Here is a 17,462-nt window from a genome sequence, read left to right on the forward strand (position 1 = left end):
TTTGGGTTCATTCTATGGGTCATAGCTCACGAATGCCCCACTCTATTGGTCCAGGGATAGTCCTGGACTTCATTTGAGGGGGTGTTTCGCGGTGGTGCGGCTATCAGGCGGTGCGCCCTGAGACTAGTTGACTACGGTGCCGATCTTGTCTCCGACGATCGCCTTGCGCAGGTTGCCTTCGCCTTCCATGCCGAAGACGTGCATCGGCAGCTTGTTGTCCATGCACAGCGAGAAGGCAGTGGCGTCGACGACCTTGAGGCCTTTCTGCAGTGCCTCCTGGTAGGTGATCTCACGGATCTTCTCTGCCGTGGGATCGATGTTCGGGTCAGCGGTGTAGACACCGTCGACCCCGTTCTTGGCGATGAGGACTTCATCGGCGTGGATCTCCAGCGCACGCTGTGCGGCGACAGTATCGGTGGAGAAGTAGGGCAGTCCGGCTCCTGCACCGAAGATGACGACCCGGTTCTTCTCCATGTGACGCATCGCCCGGCGTGGGATGTAGGACTCGGCGACCTGCGACATCGGGATCGCGGTCTGCACCCGAGTGTCGACTCCGGTCTGCTCGAGGAAGTCCTGCAGCGCCAGGCAGTTCATCACTGTTCCCAGCATGCCCATGTAATCGGCGCGGGTACGGTCCATGCCCCGCTGGGACAGCTCTGCGCCACGGAAGAAGTTACCGCCGCCGACGACGATGCTGACTTCCACCTCGTCGACGGTGGGTGCCACTTCTCTGGCGACTGCGGCGACGACGTCGGGATCGACTCCGATCTTGCCTCCGCCGAACACCTCCCCGGAGAGTTTGAGGAGAACGCGGCGGCGGTGGGTGCGGACTGGTCTGCTGGCGTAGCTGGATTCGTGAACCGGGGTGGATGTCATTTAGTCCTTCTTCCGTCTGGGCAGGTTGGAGCCCGGATGAGTCGTCGGTGTCAGTTTAGCGAAAACGGGGCCGGACCGATTGGTCCGACCCCGTCTGCCGCTTATGAGTTCACTCTCAAGCGAGACGACTGCTGTGCGGGTCGGAAACCGACTCGCTCAACGGTCAATGATGTTTCAGGCTCCGACGCGGAAGCGCAGGAATCCGGTGGCCTTGACGCCGGCAGCCTCAAGAACCTTGCTCACGGACTGCTTGGGATCCTTGGCGAATCCCTGGTCCAGCAGGCAGTTCTCCTTGAAGAAGCCGTTGACGCGGCCTTCGATGATCTTAGGCAGAGCCTTCTCCGGCTTGCCTTCGTTCTTCGCGGTGTCTTCAGCGATGCGACGTTCGTTCTCCACGAGGTCAGCGGGGACCTCTTCACGGGAGAAGTACTTCGGGCTCATCGCAGCGATGTGCACGGCGACATCGTGGGCAACCGAGGAGTCGTCACCTTCGTAGGCCAGCAGAACGCCCACCTGAGGAGGCAGATCCTTGTTGGTCCGGTGCAGGTAGGACTCGACGCTTGCGCCTTCGAGACGTCCGACGCGGCGCAGGGCAACCTTCTCGCCCAGAGTCGCACCGCTTTCGGTGATGAACTCCGAGACGGGCTTGCCGTCCTTTGTGGACTCGAGGACAGCTTCGGCCGAATCGGCGTTGCTGGACACGGCCAGAGCCAGAACTTCGTCAGCGAGTGCGACGAAGGGATCGGACTTCGCAACGAAGTCGGTCTCCGAGTTGAGCTCGATCATCGTTCCGACGCCGCCGTCGACCTGTGTGGCCACGAGACCGTCGGAGGTGGAGCGACCTTCACGCTTGGTCGCGCCTTTGAGGCCCTTCACACGGAGGACCTCGATGGCTTTCGCCTGATCGCCGTCTGCTTCGTCAAGAGCCTTCTTGACGTCCATCATTCCGGCGCCGGTCTTCTCGCGCAGTGCCTTGATATCAGCGGCAGTGTAGTTTGCCATTCTTTCTCCTCAGGGTGGTGGAGTTATGGAAAATCAGGACTCGGTCGACTCGGTGGAGTCTGCAGCAGCTTCTGCGGCAGGTGCTTCGGTCGCCTTGTCAGCGGCCTCGGCAGCAGCCTCAACTGGGGGCTCGTCGGTTGCCTCTTCAGCCGCAGCAGCGGCGTCAGCGGCTGGCTTCTCAGCAGCGTCTGCAGCCGGGGCGGCAGCTTCCTCAGAGGCAGGAGCGTTGCCCTCGAGCAGTTCGCGTTCCCATTCAGGCATCGGTTCGACGGCGGAGACGTTCTTCTCTCCGCTGTCATCGTCCGAGGAGTGACGGGCGATGAGGCCCTCTGCCACTGCGTCGGCGATCACGCGGGTCAGCAGGGACACCGAGCGGATGGCGTCGTCGTTGCCCGGGATCGGGTAGTTGACGTCGTCGGGGTCGCAGTTGGTGTCGAGGATCGCGATGACCGGGATGCCCAGCTTGCGAGCTTCGTCGACGGCGAGGTGTTCCTTCTTGGTGTCAACGATCCAGACAGCCGAAGGGGTCCGCTGCATGTCGCGGATACCGCCGAGGGTCTTCTCGAGCTTGTCCTTCTCACGACGGAGAATGAGCAGTTCCTTCTTGGTGTGCGAAGAACCTGCAACGTCGTCGAAGTCGATCTCTTCGAGTTCCTTCAGGCGGCGCAGACGCAGCGAGATGGTCTGGAAGTTGGTGAGCATGCCACCGAGCCAACGCTGGTTGACGTAGGGCTGGCCCACGCGCTTGGCCTGTTCGGCGATCGATTCCTGCGCCTGCTTCTTGGTGCCGACGAAGAGGATCGAGCCACCGTGGGTCACGGTTTCCTTGACGAACTCGAATGCAGTGTCGATGTAGCCCAGCGACTTCTGCAGGTCGATGATGTAGATGCCGTTGCGCTCGGTGAAGATGAAGCGCTTCATCTTCGGGTTCCAACGACGGGTCTGGTGTCCAAAGTGAACGCCGCTGTCGAGCAGCTGGCGGATGGTGACGACGGCCATGCCGACGCCCTCCTTTCTCTTGCGCCTGTGGGCGCTTTTACGTCAGTGTTCTCCGGCAGCATTGAGCTGCCGGCAACAGTGACCTTTTCGGTTGATTCCTGGTATTCGGTTCATCCGCCCCACAAATTCGCCCTTACGGACAATTTGCACCATGGGATGGAGAAGAAATCGAATACGCGTAGTCAGAAGGCACGCTTCTGCTGAGGCCAGTCTATCCCCGTTGCCCAAGGCATTTCCAATCGATCAGGCACCTGCCGGATGGTCTGCATCACATGTATCGCGCGTTCGCTCGCCATTTCGGAGACGGTGCCCCTCGACTCGCGTGCACCGGTGTGTGGACAACACCGGATCTGTGCATGCGTGAGTCCTCAGATCTGCTGCTGGTCTTGTCGACCCAGATGGCTCTCGGCCACCTCATCAGAGACTGTGGCTTGTCACTCGTGCGTGATCTCCTGTGGATTGCCCGACGACTCGTGTTCGTTTCGCCTGTGGACTCTCGCACGCCGTCCACAGGGGTCGTGGAGGGGCCTGACTTCGGCAGGTGATCCGGCTTCCATGGGCTCATGGCTCTCTTCACCGGCTCCGCGCACATTGACCGCTCCTCCCGGCTTCGGCCCGGCCCGACTTCTCGTCGACTGCGACTCCTGCTTGCCGGGAGCCTGCTGGCCTTCACTCTCACCGTCGCCGAGGTGGGGGTGCCGTTCGCGTCACCAGCGGCCACCTCGGCTGCGGCCACTGCCTCGGTGTCCGAGGCTGAGCAGACCTGGGTGTCCCCGGTGCCTGCGATGGAGATCATCGAGGCCTTCGATCCGCCCATCGAAGCCTGGCTGAAGGGACACCGCGGCATCGATGTGCTGACGGTCAGTGGTGAACCGGTGCGTGCGCCCGCCGCGGGCACCATCCGATTCCGGGGCTCTGTGGCCGGCACTGCGACCGTAAGCATTGTGACCGACTCCGGCCATGTGGTCTCCTTCCAACCAGCTGAGACGGAGCTGAAGAAGGGTGAGAGATTCGCTGCCGGTGAGGAGATCGGGACCGTCGGTGAAGGTTCGCACTGCGATGACTCATGCCTGCACGTCGGAGTCTGGGCGGCTCAGGGCGACAAGGTCTACATCGACCCGGCAGGCTTCTTCGGACAGGAGGAGTCGATCCTTCTGCCTCTGTCTCGCAAACCCGCGAAGGAACCGACCGGGGATTCTACGACCTCGGGTGCAGGCGCCTGGGGTGGGCATCGCAACGGCCGAATTCCTGCGGCTGCAATGTGCACGCTGGACTCGGCGCCGGGGCAGATGCTGCGCTGTGATGCGCAGAAGGCATTCGACCGCATGTCCCACGCCTACGAAGCCAGATTCTCATCTCCGATCTCAGTCACGGATGCTTACCGCGACTATGACACCCAGGTCATCCTCAAGAAGCGCAAGGGACGGATGGCGGCAACCCCGGGAACCTCGAACCACGGATGGGCACTGGCCGTTGACTTGGGTGGCGGAATCAATTCCTTCGGCAGTGCCCAACATAGATGGATGCGCGCAAATGCACCCAAGTTCGGGTGGATCCATCCTGGCTGGGCCCGCCAGTCAGGTTCTCTGCCGGAGCCGTGGCATTGGGAGTTCCGCCAGTGATGGCGTCCCACGACCGCGCTCGGCTCGCTGGGATCAGGCCCGGGGGTGCGCCTGCCGATAGGTTTCCTGCAGCCGTTGCATCGACACGTGGGTGTAGATCTGGGTGCTGCTCATCGTCGAATGCCCCAGAAGCTCTTGGATCTGGCGTAGGTCCGCTCCCCCGTCGAGCATGTGTGTAGCGGCCGAGTGTCGGAGTCCGTGCGGGCCGATATCGGGTGCGCTGGAGTCAGCGGCACCGTAGCGATGAACGAGCTCTCTCACCTGCCTGGCTCCGATGCGGCCGCCTCTCACGCCGAGGAAGAGCGCATCGCCGCTGTGCTCGGAGGCGAACGTGTCCCGCAGACTCAGCCACTGCGACAGTGCCGTCTGGGCTGGTTTTCCGTAGGGGACGCGTCGTTCCTTGTTGCCCTTGCCCAGCACAGTGATCATCGAACGCTGGTGATCGACGTCGCCGCGGTTCAGACCCGTCAGTTCCGATACACGCACCGCGGTGGCATAGAGCATCTCCAAGATGGCTGCGTCTCTGACCCACTTCGCGGCCTCGATGGGGTCACGGTTGTCAGCCTCGGTGTGAACTGTCCGCTCCCGGGATACGAGATCGGCGGCCTGCTGCGGTTTGAGCACGGTGGGCAGGCGTGAGTCCTTCTTGGGAGTTCGCAGCCGTGCCGCCGGATTGTTCGACAGCCCTTGCTGGTTCACGCAGTAGGCGAAGAACGACTTCACTGCGGCGATCTTCCGAGCCACCGTCGACTTCGCCGCTCCGGCGTCATCAAGGGTGATGAGCCACGACCGCAGATCGTTGAGATCGATGTCGCTGACCTGAAGCTCAGCAGTGCGGGACTGATGACCGGAACCCGGTGCGTGGGCCGCATGGTCGAAGAAGTCGCTGACGTCGGCGACGTAGGCTCTCGAGGTGTGGGCTGAGACGTCACGCGATCTCAGGTGGTCGGCATAGCCGGACACCACCTCGGCAATGGTCGTCGGAAGGGTCACAGCCCCAGGTTACGCGATCGGCCGCCCTCAACGGCGGACCTTCATCGGAGTCTCATTGTGGTGGCCGCAGCTTGACCCAGCCGGATTCGCGGCGGGCGCTCAGGCCTGCAAGTTCGAGGACGGCGAGCGCGGAGAGGGTGTTCGACACTGTCAGTCCGGCCCGGGAAGCCACTGTTGAGACGTCGAGTGCCTTAGTCACCGAGAGCACGTTGACACAGATCTTCTCCCGTTCGGCGAGATCATCGATCGGGTCGGAGGCCGTTGTGCTGGGGTGCTCGTTCGTGAGACTTCCGTCGTCGAACAATGTCGGTTCCTCACCGCCGATGAGTTCGATGACGTCCGTGCAGCTGGTCACCAGCTCCGCTTCATGCGCGCGGATGAGCCTGTGGGTACCCGTCGAGGATGCCGAGTACACGGATCCGGGGAATGCTGCGACCGCGCGTGAGAGTTCCAGCGCGTGCCGGGCGGTGTTGAGGGCTCCGCTGCGCCAGCCGGCCTCAACGATGACCGTGACTTGGGATGAGGCGGCGATGAGGCGGTTGCGCAGCAGGAACCGATGCCGCATCGGGGTCATTCCGGGAGCGGTCTCCGAGACGATCGCTCCGCATTCGAGCACCTGCTGGAACAGTTCGGTATTGGCCACCGGATAGAAGCGATCGACTCCCCCGGCCATGAAGGCGATCGTAATGCCCTCTCGGGCGATGGCTGCCCGGTGAGCGGCTGCGTCAATCCCGAAGGCCCCTCCGGAGACGACGGTCTGTCCCCGTGCGGCCAGGTCCCAGGCAAGGTCTGAGGCGCACTTGGTGCCGTAGTTGCTGGACGCCCGTGCTCCGACGATGGCGACGGCCGACCGCAGCGCCGTGTTCAGGCGTGCCCCGCCTCGGACCCAGAGTCCCAGTGGTGCCGCCGGTCCCAAGTCGGTGAGGGCGACTGGCCATTCGTCATCGCTGGGGACGACAAGTCGCCCGCCCAGCCTGTGCACGGCTTCAAGATCACGATGCCCCTGGGCATCTTCGCCACGCACTGCCCACCGGTCAAAAGCCTCTGGGAGCTGTCCGCTTCCTGAAACTGCGGTCACGATCGTTGAGAGACTCTTAGCGGCTTCGGTCGCTGATGACGTTCCTGCAGCCACTGCCCGAATGAGTTCGAGGACTGCGATCGGACCGATTTCGGCGACGAGGCCGGTGAGCAGACCGTCGCCGGGTTCGCCGATTCTCAGCAGCGCGGCCACAGCTGCCCTGATCTCCCCATTGGTGTCGTCGTTCATGATTCCTGAGTCCTCAATGCCAGTGCCGCCGTGATCTTGTCGGGTGTCGGCGAATCGGCCCCTTCGAGGTCGGACAGAGTCGTTGCAACCCTGAGCACTCGGTCATATCCGCGCATCGTGATCCTTCCGGTGTCGAGAGCACGGTCGAGGTCCCGCAGACTGTCTGGGCGCAGTGCAAAGTGTTCACGCAGCCATGCTCCGGGAGCATTCGAGTTCAGCGTCCACTCGCAGTCGACGTATCTGTCTGCTTGTCGTTGTCGGGCGAGCCTGACCCGCGTGGCCACGGTTGTGCTGTCCTCCTGTGCCCCACCGAGGCGGATGTCTGCTGGAGAGACCGGGAACAGTTCAAGCTGCAGGTCGACTCGGTCCAACAGTGGCCCGGAGAGCCTGTTGCGGTAGCGGCGTTTGTCCATCGGTGTACACCGGCACGTGGATTCGGCTCCGCGCATTCCTACCCCGCACGGGCAGGGGTTGGCCGCCATGACCAGCTGGAACGATGCCGGCAGCACCATGGACCCCCACGCCCTGTGGATGTGGACCTGACGAGATTCCATGGGCTGTCGCAGTGCCTCGAGGACGTCTCGTGAGAATTCGGGGGCCTCATCCATGAAGAGGACGCCCCGGTGGGCTCTGCTGAGTATGCCGATCGATCCGGGTCGGCGCCCGCCGATCAGCGCCGAGGCGGTGCTGCGGTGGTGGGGTGCCTCGAACGGAGGCGTGTGGTCGAGTCCTTCACCGCCGTTGAGTTCTCCCCTCAGCGAGCGCACAGCCGCCGCTTCAATGGCCTGTTCGTCATCCAATGGCGGAAGTATCCCCGGCAGGCACTGTGCCAGAAGCGTCTTTCCGGCTCCTGGTGTGCCTCGCATCAGCAGATTGTGTCCACCGGCTGCGGCGACTTCGAGGCCGAATCGCGCTTCTGCCTGGCCTTGGACTTCGATGAGGTCGTGACGTTCAGACGTTTCCGGGCTGATGGTCTCGACCTCGATGACCGGTGGCAGTTTCGGGATCGCCAGGCTTCCACCATAGATGTTGATGAGTTCTGCCAGTGAGGTGACGGCCTTGATACTGGTTCCCCCGAGCAGGGCCGACTCCTGGCTGTTGCCGACGGGAACGACGAATCGTTCGAAGCCTGCCAGGAGACCACTGTGCAGGCTCGGCAGCACCCCGGTGACGGGACGAATGCGCCCGTCGAGTCCGAGCTCGCCGCAGTGGATGATCGATTCGGTGTCCGTCGCGGTGATGATGCCTTGAGCCTTGAGCACGGCCACGGCGATTCCCAGGTCGAATCCTGTGCCGATCTTGGGCACAGTGCCCGGGGTGAGGTTGATTGTCAGATGCTGCGAAGCGACGGGTATTCCCAGGTAGGCGAGCGCGGCCCGAAGCCGTTTCCGGGACTCGCTCACGGAGGCATCAGGCAGCCCCACGATGTCAATGCCCGGCAGGCCAGCGGTGACGCAGGCTTCGATGGACACGATCTTGCCCGCCAGTCCCCAGAGTGCGACGGCGGAGGCGCGTCCGATCACGTTGAGCTTCGTCTCCTCGCTCACGAGTCGACCTGGACGTTGCGGCGATGAGAGTAGTGGGGTCCGGGTTCCATCACGATGCCGAGGGCATCGATGCGGATGGATGCGAAGAAATCGTTCTGGCGGTTCAACCAGATTCCCGACAGTGTTCTGATCTTCCGCAGCTTTGCTGCCGTGACCGCTTCGAGAGGAGATCCCTGCGCAAGGGTTCTGCGGGTCTTCACCTCGACGAAGACGATGGTGTCACCATCTTTGGCGATGATGTCGATCTCTCCACGTGGACACCTGAAGTTGCGTTCGAGGATGACCATTCCCTGCCGTTGCAGGAACTCTGCGGCCAGGTCTTCCCCGCTCTGCCCCAGTGCGCGCTGGCGCAGTCCCGGTGTCGTTGCCCTGCGTCTGCCAGTTGTCGGTCCCATGGCAGTCAGACCACCATCGGAGAAACTAACGTGGCAAGGGCAGAAGTGCGGCCTGTGGACGACGCTTCGTCGTCCACAGGCCGGTTACATACAAGTCGAGGCCCCTTCCACAACAGAACGGTGTACGAGTGCTCCGGAACGTGTCAGGACCTCAATTGCACCGGCTGCTTTCAGCCTCTGATCGACGTCGGTGGCTCCAGATCGCTCTTAGAGATCTCCTCGATGTTGACGTCTTTGAAGGTCAGCACGTGCACGGTTTTGATGAAACGTGCTGATCGGTAACTGTCCCATACCCAGGCGTCGCGCAGCGTCAGCTCGAAGTAGACATCCCCGGCGTCGTTGTGGGCCTTGAGGTCGACGTGGTTGGCCAGATAGAAGCGCCGTTCCGTCTCCACCACGTAGGCGAAGAGTCCTACGACATCGCGGTATTCCTTGTAGAGCTGCAACTCCAGTTGAGCTTCGTAATCGTCCAGATCATCGGTGCTCATGACGATCCCTCCTTCGCATCGTGTGCCGTTTGCAGGCGGAAGCTTCTCCGGTGGTGAATGCTGGGACCGAAGTCGGCGATGCCCCGACGGTGTTTGCTGGTTCCATACCCCACATTCGACTCCCAACCATACTGGGGGTGTGCATTCGCGAGTGCGATCATCTCTTCGTCTCTCTGCACTTTTGCCACAATACTTGCTGCGGCAATCACCGGAACACTTCCGTCGCCTTTGATTACGGTTCGCACTTGAGGCAGTTCGAGGTCGGCTGCGTCCCCGAATATCCCCAGGCAATCGAGCGTAAGTGGTGCCGAGAGCCAGTCATGTTTGCCGTCGAGGAGGATCATCGTCGACGGCGGAAAGTCAGTCGATCCGACGAGCAGCAGCAACATCTCAGACAGGGCTCTCCGACCGGCCAGGTTCAGGGCCATGGTCATCCCGAGTTCGTCGAGTTCGTTCGGAGTCGTCGATCCCACGGCGGTGGCCCGCGCCCACGCGTTGACACGATCGGTCGCGGACTGGCGGGACACCGCACTGAGCTGTTTGGAATCATGGATGCCGGCGGGCACCTCGGCGGCGGTGAGCTCTTTGAGGTCGAAGAGGGCGACACCGACACTGACGGGTCCTGCCAGCGCTCCCCGACCGACCTCGTCGACGCCGATGACGAATTCATAGCCCTCTGCCACCAGTGCGCTCTCACAGCTGAGGTCGTGCAATCCTGTCTGCGCCATCAGCTGCCGGTGATTCCTTCGGAGTCGGGAACATCGGCGAAGACCGCCTTCGGTGTCGACATCCAGCTGAAGTGCTTGAAGGGCCAGTTGATGAGGAAGACGGTGCCCACCACATTGTCTTCGGGCACATAGGGCTGTGTGTCGACGTGGTACCTGGAATCGGCGGAGTTGCTGCGGTTGTCGCCCATGACCCAGTAGTGGCCTTCGGGGACGGTGACCTTGAAGTCCACTTCCGACGGGGCGATGTCATCTTCCAGGTAGGTCTCATCGATGGGTTCGCCGTTGACGAGGATGCGTCCTTGCGCGTCGCAGCATTCGACAGTGTCGCCGCCGACGCCGATCACGCGTTTGATCAGCTGCTGGCCCCCGTCGGCAGGAGCCAATCCGACGAATTCGAGGATCGGGTTGGGCTCATACTCCGAGACTTCCTCGGGGCTCAGCCAGTGGTCTGGGTCGTCGAAGACGATGATGTCGCCGCGGTTGGCCGGTCCGAAGCGGGGTGCCAATTGATTGACAAGGACCCTGTCGTCGATCTGCAGGGTCTCCATCATCGATCCAGACGGAATGTAGAAGGAGCGGACGACCCAGGTCTTGAGGGCGGTGGAGATGAGGATGGCGACGAGGATGATCGCTGCGGTCTCGAGCAGGCCACGCAAGAATCTCTTCGAGGCTGAAGGTGGGGAAGCTTCTGATTCGGTTGACATTCGTTCGCTTTCGCATCGGACCACAGGTTCCGCAGAGGGACTGAAATGAGCGTACCAGCACCTCGTCACGTCATCTGTCAGGCAGCGATCATCTCTGTAAACCGGCCAGTTTCCCAACTGGTGCCTGTCGCCAGGAGGGTCAGACGGCCAGGGCGGTCGACCCCGTCGGACAACCTGCTCAGTCGACTGAGGAGCCGTGCCCGATGACCGGACCGATGACACGGTCGAGCGGAATGAACCCGCCTCCGGGTCTGCCCAGCAGCGCTCGGGAGTCTGCCGAGTCGTTCCGGTTGTCGCCCATCACCCACATGGTGTCGGCGGGGACCTCGATCGAGAACTCCGTCTTCGAGGCCGGGAGCGGGGCGTAGTCCTCCTTCAGCGGTTCGTCGTTGAGGAGCAGTCGACCCTGGGCATCACAGCATCGGAGAGTGTCTCCGCCGACGGCGATGACGCGTTTGACGTAGTAGACGTCTTTGCTGCCCAGCCCCACCCATGACCCCACCTTCTGCAGCGGGGTCGGAAGGGCATCGTCGACGAAGGAGCCTCGTCCGTCGAAGACGACGATGTCACCGCGTTCGATGTCAGAGCTCAGCGCGTCGGGACGCCAGACGCTGATGTCGTCGCCGACATCCAGGGTCGGCTCCATCGATGCGCTGGGAATCGTGAACCGTTGGATGATGAACCCGCGAACGGATCCGCCGATGACGATGATGAGGATCGCAATGACAGCGATGAGCTTCCAGAACCGGCCAGAATACAGAAAACGCGACCCGAAGGTCGCGTTTTCCTCTTGCTCCGGCACAGCGCGATCATCGCCCACAGTGCCAGCCAATAATCAGGCCTTTTCGCGGATGCGAGCAGCCTTGCCGCGCAGTTCGCGCAGGTAGTACAGCTTGGCACGACGAACGTCACCGCGGGCGAGAACTTCGAGCTTCTCGACGATGGGCGAGTGCACCGGGAAGGTACGTTCGACACCGACGCCGAAGCTGATCTTACGAGCGGTGAAGGTCTCACGGATTCCGTCGCCCTGGCGACGGATGACGATTCCCTTGAACACCTGGATACGCGAACGCGATCCTTCGACCACGCGGACGTGAACGTTGAGCGTATCGCCCGGGCGGAAATCAGGAACGTCAGTCTTCAATGAGGCTGCGTCAACAACATCAAGCTTCTGCATTGTGTTTCTCCATGTGTCCCCTGCTTCAGGTCGAGAACACGCATATCGGACCGGTTGCACCGGTGATTGGATCGTCTGTCGGGATTGCTCCCCGGAATTCTGCGATATCGACACCGCAGAATCGCTGTGGGCATCCATCCCCCTGAAGCAGGTGAATGCCAACAAACGCGACGATCTATTCTGTCATGGATTCGTCTCCGGACTCAAACCGTTCCACAACGGCGCGGTCGTGCTTGTCCAGATCTTGGAGTTCGGCGAGCAGATCGGGCCTGACCTCGGCCGTGCGTTCGAGCCTCCGGTCTCTTCTCCACCGTGCGATCGCACGGTGGTTTCCGCTGAGCAGGATCTCTGGCACGTCTTGGCCGCGCCAGCTGGCGGGCTTCGTGTAGATGGGGTATTCGAGGAGCCCGTCCTCGTGGCTTTCCTCCGTCAGCGATTCCGGGTTGCCGATGACTCCGGGGATGAGACGGCTGACGGCTTCGATCATCACCATCGAGGCGACCTCTCCCCCGTTGAGGACATAGTCTCCGATGCTCATGGGGCGCACATCGAAATGCTCGGCCGACCAGTCGATGACCCGCTGGTCGATGCCCTCATAGCGCCCGCAGGCGAACACGATGTGCTCGGCCTCGGACAGGTCTTCGGCGATGCGCTGGTTGAACACGGGACCGGCTGGACTGGGCACAATGAGGATCGGCTTCCGGGCCGCGCCCGTCCGTGCATCGTAAGGGCTGTCCCCGTCTCCGTTTTCGGCGCCGGGCCCGCTGGCACTGTCCTCCCCTGCGGCCTGCTGCCCCTTGAGGATGTTCTCGAGGGCCAGCGCCCAGGGCTCGGCCTTCATCACCATGCCCGCGCCGCCGCCGTAAGGTGAGTCATCGACGGTGTTGTGACGGTCGAACGTGAAGTCGCGCAGGTCATGGACGGTCAAGTCGAGCAGCCCTTGGTCGACGGCCTTGCCGATAAGTGAGAGCTGCAGCCCGGCGAGATACTCCGGGAAGATGGAGACGACGTCGATCTTCATGCTGGCACTCACGAAGCGTCGAAGAGACCGGCCGGAGGTGTGACCTTGACCCACCCGGCCTCAACATCGACCTCGGGCACGATCTCCGTGACGAAGGGAATGAGTGCCTGATGCCCGTCGACGTGCTTCATGTGGAGCAGGTCCTGGGCGACGCCATTGGTCACATCGACGATCTCTCCGACCTGCGTCTCACCGTCGAAGACTCGGAGTCCGATGAGGTCCTCAAGGTACCAGGCATCGTTCTCGACTTCGTCCTCCTCCTGGTCGCTGAGGATCAGGGTGTTGCGGATCTCCTCGGCCCGATTGCGATCGGGAACCTCGTCGAAGGTCAGCAGCAGCCGGTCTCGGTGCCACCTCGCGGTCCGCAGCGTCAGCTCACCGATGTCGGGATCAGTGGAGTAGGTCTGCCCGGGAACGAGTCGTTCATCGGGCCGGTCCGTGCGCACCTCGACGGTGAACTCACCTTTGATGCCGTGCGGTTTGCCCAACCGGGCGATCACCGTGTCCATGCTGCTCCTCGTGTTCGTGGAAGTGCTCAAGTTCGTGTTCGTGAAGACGTAGGTTCCCATGCAGACATGGGCACGTATTCACTTCAGTCACACAGTTTAGTCCGCTGCCGTGCCTGAGCCGCATCGTGTCTGCAACACCCAGGTGCCCGCGGAAAGTGGCCTCTCCGTGACTCCGCAGTTCGCAAAAGCCTGTAAGGGAGGCGCCTGCAGAGCGGTGAATACAGGAAAGGGGACACGGCGATGATTCGCCGTGTCCCCTTTCCTGATGAAGGTGTTACGCCTCGATGAGGTCCACTCGCACCGACTCGCGGCCGGCAAGAGAGTTGATCACGGTGCGCAGAGCCTTTGCGGTTCTCCCTGCGCGACCGATGACACGACCGAGGTCTTCGGGGTGAACCCGGACCTCAAGCGTGGTCCCGCGCTGTGACGAGCGGGATCGAACTGCAACATCGTCTGGATGATCGACGATGCCGCGGACCAGGTGTTCGAGCGAATCAGCCAACATGTCAGGCTTCAGCGCTCTCTTCGGAAGCAGCAGGTGCAGCTTCTTCAGCAGCCTTGTCCGAACCCTTAGGGGTGATAGCTTCCTTGATGACGGAGCCAGCGGTGGGAGCCACGTAGGCTTCCTTCTCCGGCTGCGGCTTCACAGTGTTGACTGCTTCGCCGACGCCGGTGTGCTTCTGCCAGTCACCGGTGAGCTTGAGCAGGTTGCGAACCTGATCGGTCGGCTGAGCGCCGACGGAGAGCCAGTGCTGTGCACGCTCCGAATCGATCTCAATGACCGAAGGGTTGCGTGTCGGGTGGTAGATGCCGATCTGTTCGATGGCCTTACCATCACGACGTGTACGCGAATCAGCGACAACGACGCGGTAGAACGGTGCACGGATCTTGCCCATGCGGGTCAAACGAATTTTGACTGCCACTTTAGTGGTGTCTCCTTTTGTCTTTAAGTTGCACAGAGGTCCCAGAAGAATCGTGGGGTTGATCTGCCGGAATCTGTGACCTGGACTATCACTCCGGGGCGGAAGAGAGGGCCCGCACCGGTAGCAAAAGTACAAGAGTCAATTGTGCCAGAAAGCCCTATTACTTTCCACCTGGGAACATTCCCCCGAAGCCCTTGGGCAGATTCTTCATATCGAACTCTTCGTCACCGTCGAGATCGACTCCCCCGAAGGCCGAGCCGACCGGGTCTTTCGTCTTGCCGGCCTTCTTGTCTTCAAGCGCCTGAGCCTGCTGTGCGCGCTTGGCGGGGTTGCCCGACTGACCGCCCTTGCGGCCCTTCTTCTTGCCCACGGCCTTCTTCTTGCGGTTGGCTCCGCCACCGGGCATCGAACCCATGCCGGGCATACCGCCCATACCCGGCATGCCGCCTCCGCCCGGCATACCGCCGCCACGGGTCATTCCGCGCATCATCTTCTGTGCCTGTGTGAACCGCTCCATGAGCTGGTTGACCGCGGTCACCGTGGTGCCGGCACCCTTGGCGATGCGCGCACGGCGTGATCCGTTGAGGATCTTCGGGTTGGTGCGCTCTGCCGGAGTCATCGACCGGACGATGGCCTCGACCCGGTCGACTTCGCGCTCGTCGAAGTTCTCAAGCTGATCTTTGTACTGGCTCATGCCGGGCATCATGCCCAGCATCTTCTTCATCGAGCCCATCTTCTTCAGGCCCGACATCTGAGTCAGGAAGTCATTGAGATCGAAGTCCTCACCGGCTTCGACCTTCTTCTGGAGCTTCGCCGTCTCCTTCTCATCGAAGTTCTTCTCGGCCTGCTCGATGAGGGTCATGATGTCGCCCATGTCGAGGATCCGGTCAGCCATCCGGTCGGGATGGAACTGTTCGAACTCCTTCATCGACTCACCAGTCGAGGCGAACATGATCGGCTTCCCGGTCACCTCGGCGACGGACAGCGCGGCACCGCCGCGTGAGTCACCATCGAGCTTCGAGAGCACGACACCGGTGAAGTCGACACCTTCGAGGAAGGCCTCGGCGGTCTTCACCGCATCCTGACCGATCATCGCGTCGATGACGAAGAGGACCTCATCCGGGTTGACCGCGGAACGGATGTCCGCGGCCTGCTGCATGAGCTCTTCGTCGATGCCGAGTCGACCGGCGGTGTCGACGATGACGACGTCGTGGAGCTTGGCCTTAGCGACCTCGAGTGAATCTGTGGCCACCTGCACCGGGTTGCCGACGCCGTTGCCGGGTTCGGGTGCGTAGACGAAGGCGCCCGCACGTTCGCCGACGATCTCGAGCTGGTTGACCGCGTTCGGACGCTGCAGGTCGGCTGCCACGAGCATCGGGCGGTGGCCTTCGGACTTCAGCCAATAGGCGAGCTTACCGGCCAAGGTGGTCTTACCCGCACCCTGCAGACCGGCGAGCATGATGACCGTGGGTGGTCGTTTCGCGTAGTTGAGGCGACGGGTCTCCCCGCCGAGGATGCCGACCAACTCATCGTTGACGACCTTGACGACCTGCTGGCCCGGGTTCAGAGCGCCCGAGACCTCTTCGGACAGGGCCCGCTCGCGGATGCGTCCGGTGAACGCACGGACGACGGGCAGGGCGACGTCGGCGTCCAGAAGGGCACGACGGATCTCGCGGATGGTGCCATCCACATCGGCTTCGGACAGCCGGCCCTTGCCGCGCAAGTTCTTGAACGTCGCGGTGAGCCTGTCGGAAAGAGAATTAAACACGTACAAGCCTTCTTCACGATAATTGGTCGACTCCCTAGCCTAACAACTCACCGGTGTCCGACTGAAACCGAGAAAGCTGGGAAAGCGCCCACAACCGGCACCCTGACAGGTCCGGTCGTGAGCGCTTCCACCGCTTCAGCGAAACGAGTAGGCCTGCTCCGCGTGCTCGAATGCGTCGATGCCTGCCAGTTCGTCGCGGGGATCGATGCGCAGTCCCATGGTCGCGCGCAGGACGAGCGCGATGACCAGCGTGACGGCTCCCGCGAAGAGGAGCGCGACCAGGGTTGCCACGATCTGTGCCCCGAGGAGTCCGAATCCCCCGCCGTGGAAGAGACCTGCCGGCGAGTCGGCGCTCGGGACCGCGAAGAGACCGATCATCACAGTGCCGATGACTCCGGCGACGAGGTGGACGCCGACGACATCGAGAGCATCGTCGTAGCGCAGACGGTTCTTCGCTTCGACCGCCAGCACTGCACCCGCACCTGCGGCGATTCCGATGATGATGGCCGCATAGGGTTCGACATTGGCGCAGGCCGGTGTGATGGCCACCAGACCGGCGATGGCACCGGAGACGCTGCCGATGCTGCTGGGACGGGTGGCGCGGATCCGTTCGATCGCGATCCAGGTGACCAGTCCTGCAGCGGGTGCGACCAGGGTGTTGATCCAGATCAGACCCGCCTGCTCGATCGTCGAGGCGGCTCCCCCGTTGAATCCGAACCACCCGAACCACAGCAGTGCGGCACCGAGGACGGTGATCGGGATGTTGTGCGGTTTGTGAGGTGTGGAGAACCGGGCCCGACGACCCATGACGACGACCAGCACGAGGGCGGAGACTCCCGCGTTGACGTGCACGACGGTACCGCCTGCGAAGTCGATCGCGGTCCCCACCGCGCTGCCGATCGCTCCGGACTCGCTGAGCAGTCCATCGCCCCAGACCATGAACGCCAGGGGGCAGTACACGAACGTGACCCACAGTCCGGCGAAGACCAGCCAGGTGGAGAACTTGGCGCGATCGGCCACGGCACCGGCGATCAGGGCGATCGCAATCATGGCGAAGGTGGATCCGTAGCCGATGGAGATCAGGGTCTCGGGTTGGCTGCTGACCGCCTCGGCGAGGCCGATCTGGGACAGCGGATTGCCGAAGATTCCCAGCACGGAGTCACCGGAGCTCAGCCCATATCCGAAGAGGACCCAGACGAGTCCGCCCACGGCCATGGCGGAGAAGACCATCATCATCATGTTGATGCTCGAGGTGATTCGCGTCATTCCGCCGTAGAAGAAGGCGACCCCGGGTGTCATGAGCAGGACCAGACCTGCCGCGATCATCATCCACACACTTGTTGCATCGAGTTCCATGTTGTCACTTCCACGTCATTGCCGGCTCCGGGTCGAGCCGAACAATGACAGTGTCTATGACACATGTCACCATAGTGAGTCAGTGAT

19 protein-coding genes are annotated in these 17,462 nt (G+C 62.3%); 1 reads left to right on the forward strand and 18 read right to left on the reverse strand.

The genetic code is table 11. The annotated features are described in order from the left end of the window. Positions 1–123 precede the first annotated feature (123 nt). From pyrH to rpsB, 3 genes are all read right to left on the reverse strand, one after another. Positions 124–876 (reverse strand): UMP kinase, encoded by a 753-nt coding sequence (pyrH, locus tag LQ788_RS13275; RefSeq protein WP_009885084.1) that lies wholly within the window; start codon positions 874–876, stop codon positions 124–126. Between the two features lie 174 nt (positions 877–1,050). Next, positions 1,051–1,878 carry a translation elongation factor Ts gene (tsf, locus tag LQ788_RS13280; RefSeq protein WP_231441708.1) on the reverse strand — a complete coding sequence of 276 codons (828 nt, stop codon included), beginning with the start codon at positions 1,876–1,878 and terminating at the stop codon, positions 1,051–1,053. Positions 1,879–1,911: 33 nt separating this feature from the next. Continuing rightward, positions 1,912–2,877, reverse strand: a complete 966-nt coding sequence (gene rpsB / locus LQ788_RS13285; RefSeq protein WP_231441710.1) for a 30S ribosomal protein S2 — start codon at positions 2,875–2,877, stop codon at positions 1,912–1,914. 563 nt (positions 2,878–3,440) lie between these two features. Between rpsB and LQ788_RS13290 the strand changes: the two genes are divergently transcribed. Next, positions 3,441–4,499, forward strand: coding sequence for a peptidoglycan DD-metalloendopeptidase family protein (locus LQ788_RS13290; protein WP_231441712.1), 1,059 nt, complete (start codon positions 3,441–3,443; stop codon positions 4,497–4,499). 33 nt (positions 4,500–4,532) lie between these two features. Here LQ788_RS13290 and LQ788_RS13295 read toward each other — a convergent pair whose 3' ends face one another. From LQ788_RS13295 to LQ788_RS13365, 15 genes are all read right to left on the reverse strand, one after another. Beyond that, positions 4,533–5,492 carry a tyrosine recombinase XerC gene (locus LQ788_RS13295; RefSeq protein ID WP_231441714.1) on the reverse strand — a complete coding sequence of 320 codons (960 nt, stop codon included), beginning with the start codon at positions 5,490–5,492 and terminating at the stop codon, positions 4,533–4,535. Between the two features lie 52 nt (positions 5,493–5,544). Next, positions 5,545–6,759, reverse strand: a complete 1,215-nt coding sequence (dprA, locus tag LQ788_RS13300) for a DNA-processing protein DprA (protein ID WP_231441716.1) — start codon at positions 6,757–6,759, stop codon at positions 5,545–5,547. After that, positions 6,756–8,306, reverse strand: a complete 1,551-nt coding sequence (locus tag LQ788_RS13305) for a YifB family Mg chelatase-like AAA ATPase (protein ID WP_231441717.1) — start codon at positions 8,304–8,306, stop codon at positions 6,756–6,758. The genes dprA and LQ788_RS13305 overlap by 4 nt, the downstream gene beginning before the upstream one ends. Further along, positions 8,303–8,701, reverse strand: a complete 399-nt coding sequence (locus tag LQ788_RS13310) for a YraN family protein (RefSeq protein WP_231441718.1) — start codon at positions 8,699–8,701, stop codon at positions 8,303–8,305. The genes LQ788_RS13305 and LQ788_RS13310 overlap by 4 nt, the downstream gene beginning before the upstream one ends. Positions 8,702–8,871: 170 nt before the next feature. Then, on the reverse strand, positions 8,872–9,189 hold the full coding sequence (locus LQ788_RS13315; RefSeq protein ID WP_231441719.1) for a DUF2469 domain-containing protein: 318 nt from the start codon (positions 9,187–9,189) through the stop codon (positions 8,872–8,874). Continuing rightward, entirely contained in the window at positions 9,186–9,917 is a 732-nt protein-coding gene (locus LQ788_RS13320; protein ID WP_231441720.1) for a ribonuclease HII, read from the reverse strand. Before LQ788_RS13320 ends, LQ788_RS13315 begins: the two co-directional genes overlap by 4 nt. Continuing rightward, the gene (gene lepB, locus LQ788_RS13325) at positions 9,917–10,621 is read right to left on the reverse strand and encodes a signal peptidase I (RefSeq protein ID WP_231441721.1); all 705 of its coding nucleotides are present in this window, start codon (positions 10,619–10,621) and stop codon (positions 9,917–9,919) included. The genes LQ788_RS13320 and lepB (LQ788_RS13325) overlap by 1 nt, the downstream gene beginning before the upstream one ends. Before the next feature lie 178 nt (positions 10,622–10,799). Then, a complete protein-coding gene (gene lepB / locus LQ788_RS13330) occupies positions 10,800–11,423 on the reverse strand; it encodes a signal peptidase I (protein ID WP_231441723.1) in 624 nt (207 codons plus the stop codon). A gap of 33 nt (positions 11,424–11,456) precedes the next feature. Beyond that, positions 11,457–11,798: a 50S ribosomal protein L19 gene (gene rplS, locus LQ788_RS13335; protein WP_231441725.1), complete on the reverse strand. Its 342-nt coding sequence runs from the start codon at positions 11,796–11,798 to the stop codon at positions 11,457–11,459. Between the two features lie 175 nt (positions 11,799–11,973). After that, the gene (trmD, locus tag LQ788_RS13340; protein ID WP_231441727.1) at positions 11,974–12,819 is read right to left on the reverse strand and encodes a tRNA (guanosine(37)-N1)-methyltransferase TrmD; all 846 of its coding nucleotides are present in this window, start codon (positions 12,817–12,819) and stop codon (positions 11,974–11,976) included. A gap of 8 nt (positions 12,820–12,827) precedes the next feature. Continuing rightward, the gene (gene rimM / locus LQ788_RS13345; RefSeq protein ID WP_231441743.1) at positions 12,828–13,328 is read right to left on the reverse strand and encodes a ribosome maturation factor RimM; all 501 of its coding nucleotides are present in this window, start codon (positions 13,326–13,328) and stop codon (positions 12,828–12,830) included. Between the two features lie 274 nt (positions 13,329–13,602). Then, positions 13,603–13,833: an RNA-binding protein gene (locus LQ788_RS13350; RefSeq protein WP_009885102.1), complete on the reverse strand. Its 231-nt coding sequence runs from the start codon at positions 13,831–13,833 to the stop codon at positions 13,603–13,605. 1 nt (position 13,834) lies between these two features. After that, positions 13,835–14,251, reverse strand: coding sequence for a 30S ribosomal protein S16 (gene rpsP, locus LQ788_RS13355; protein WP_231441745.1), 417 nt, complete (start codon positions 14,249–14,251; stop codon positions 13,835–13,837). Between the two features lie 160 nt (positions 14,252–14,411). Continuing rightward, positions 14,412–16,019 carry a signal recognition particle protein gene (gene ffh / locus LQ788_RS13360; protein WP_009885104.1) on the reverse strand — a complete coding sequence of 536 codons (1,608 nt, stop codon included), beginning with the start codon at positions 16,017–16,019 and terminating at the stop codon, positions 14,412–14,414. A gap of 135 nt (positions 16,020–16,154) precedes the next feature. Continuing rightward, positions 16,155–17,375 (reverse strand): ammonium transporter, encoded by a 1,221-nt coding sequence (locus LQ788_RS13365; RefSeq protein WP_231441747.1) that lies wholly within the window; start codon positions 17,373–17,375, stop codon positions 16,155–16,157. Positions 17,376–17,462: the final 87 nt, after the last annotated feature.

It is taken from the genome of Brevibacterium zhoupengii, assembly GCF_021117425.1.
Lineage (GTDB): Bacteria > Actinomycetota > Actinomycetes > Actinomycetales > Brevibacteriaceae > Brevibacterium > Brevibacterium zhoupengii.